Here is a 2,067-nt window from a genome sequence, read left to right as displayed (position 1 = left end):
TCCCGGCCCCCGGCCCCTCCCTCGCCACGGCGGCCGCCGTCGGCGGCGAGACCGTCGTCCTGCCGCTCGTCGCCCGCAACCGCGTCATCGGCATGCTCACCCTCGGCAAGCCCAGCGACGACCACTTCCGCCAAGAGATCCTCGAACTCGCCGAGGACCTCTCCCGCCGGGCCGCCCTCGCCCTCGACAACGCCCGCCTCTACAGCGAGCGCACCGCCATCAGCCAGAGCCTCCAGCGCAGCCTCCTGCCGCCCGAGCTCCCGGACGTCCCCGGCGTGGAGGTCGAGGTCATCTACCGCGCGGCCGGCGAGGGCAACGAGGTGGGCGGCGACTTCTACGACGTCTTCCCCATCCGCGACGGCGCCTACGGCTTCGCCATCGGCGACGTCTGCGGCACGGGCCCGGAGGCGGCGGCCGTCACCGGCCTCGCCCGGCACGCCCTGCGCCTGCTCGCCCGCGAGGGCTTCGGCGGCCCCGCCGTCCTCCAGCGCCTCAACGCCGCCATCCTCGACGAGGGCGCCCGCAGCCGCTTCCTCACCCTCCTCTACGGGGAGCTGCGCCCACAGCCCGACGGCAGCGCGCTCCTGAAGGTCGTCTGCGCCGGCCACCCCCTGCCGCTGCGCCTGCGCCAGGACGGCACCGTGGCGCCCGCGGCGGACCCGCAGCCGCTGCTGGGCGTCATGGAGGACCTGGAGCTGTACGAGCAGACCGTCACCCTCGACCCGGGCGACGTCCTGCTGTGCGTCACGGACGGCGTCACCGAGCGCCGCGAGGGCACGCGCATGCTGGGCGACGACGGCCTGACGGACGTTCTGACGACCTGTACGGGCCTGACGGCCGGCGCGGTCGCGGCGCGCGTCCTCCGCGCCGTGGAACGTTTCGCGGCCGAGCCCGCCTCCGACGACATGGCCATCCTGGCCATGCGGGTGCCGGAGCGTCAGGGCTGAGAAGCCGGGAAATGAAGAAGGCCCCCGCCGAATGGCGGGGGCCTTCTTCATTTAAGAGCCCCAAAACGGAATCGAACCGTTGACCTTCTCCTTACCATGGAGACGCTCTGCCGACTGAGCTATTGGGGCCGGCAACGAGATAAAGCATACCCCATGTTCGGACAGGCTTTTGACTGCTGGGCTTTGACCGCTGGACGCCGGGCGGCCGGACGGTCAGGCAGCGGTGGGAAGCAGCCCACCGAGCGCGTTGCACGCCGATACGAGCCGCTGCAGATCCCGGCGTGACGAAACCTCATTCAGGGGCAGGGTCAGACATTCGTCGGCGGCCCGTTCCGTCTCCGGAAGCCACAGATCCCGCATGAACGACGGCAGCCGGTGCACGGGCGTCCGTACGGGCACATGGCACCGGATGCCACGGGCCCGCAGCGCCCGGGCGAAGGCGTCCCGGTCCGGCCGGCCATTGCCGAGGACACGGACGACATAGGAGTCGTAGCGGTGTACGACCCCGGGAGCGACCGCGGGTGTCACCACTCCGGAGAGCCGGGCGTCGAGATAGGCGGCATTCGCCCGGCGGCGGACGATGTCCTGGGCCGCATGGTCGAGTTCGTGCTCGACGACGACGGGTGCGTCGGGGGCGGCGGTGGCCTGCCGCAAAGCGGCCAGGTCGGCCGGGTGGCCGAAGAGGGAGACGGGCACGATCGCGGCGGTACGCGAGGTCACCGTGCCGGCGACGGAAACGGGGTCGAGGCAGAAGGTGACGGGATCGATGTCGGCGAAGACGGGGAGGGCACCTACGTTCCGGACGGCCACGGCGGCCTCAGCGGTCGCATAGGAAGGGACGATGACCTCGTCCCCCGCCCCCACACCCGCGGCGACCAGCTTCTCTTCAGTCCGCATGCCCGGGATGGTGCCCACGGGACGTTAACCGGACGAAAACAAAAAAGCTCTGATGTATGAACTTCGGTTCATACATCAGAGCTTTTTTTGAATGATAGTTCGGCGGCGTCCTACTCTCCCACAGGGTCCCCCCTGCAGTACCATCGGCGCTGAAAGGCTTAGCTTCCGGGTTCGGAATGTAACCGGGCGTTTCCCTAACGCTATGACCACCGAAACACTATGA

At 69.7% G+C, this 2,067-nt stretch carries 2 protein-coding genes, 1 tRNA gene and 1 rRNA gene; 1 reads left to right on the top strand and 3 read right to left on the bottom strand.

All coding sequences use genetic code 11. The features are described 5' to 3' along the window. On the top strand, nt 1-947 hold a 947-nt coding region (locus K6I33_RS34520), incomplete at its 5' end, for a PP2C family protein-serine/threonine phosphatase (protein WP_229358749.1). A gap of 56 nt (nt 948-1,003) precedes the next feature. Here K6I33_RS34520 and K6I33_RS34515 read toward each other — a convergent pair. The 3 genes from K6I33_RS34515 to rrf form a co-directional block, all read right to left on the bottom strand. Further along, nucleotides 1,004-1,076: transfer RNA gene (locus tag K6I33_RS34515), tRNA-Thr, on the bottom strand. Between the two features lie 84 nt (nt 1,077-1,160). Beyond that, complete coding sequence (locus K6I33_RS34510) at nt 1,161-1,844, bottom strand: DegT/DnrJ/EryC1/StrS family aminotransferase (protein WP_229358748.1); 684 nt, start codon at nt 1,842-1,844, stop codon at nt 1,161-1,163. Between the two features lie 97 nt (nt 1,845-1,941). After that, a 5S ribosomal RNA gene (gene rrf / locus K6I33_RS34505) occupies nt 1,942-2,058 on the bottom strand. Nucleotides 2,059-2,067: the final 9 nt, after the last annotated feature.

The organism is Streptomyces sp. UNOB3_S3 (assembly GCF_020740895.1).
Taxonomy (GTDB): Bacteria; Actinomycetota; Actinomycetes; order Streptomycetales; family Streptomycetaceae; genus Streptomyces.
This window is presented reverse-complemented; position numbering and strand designations above follow the sequence as displayed.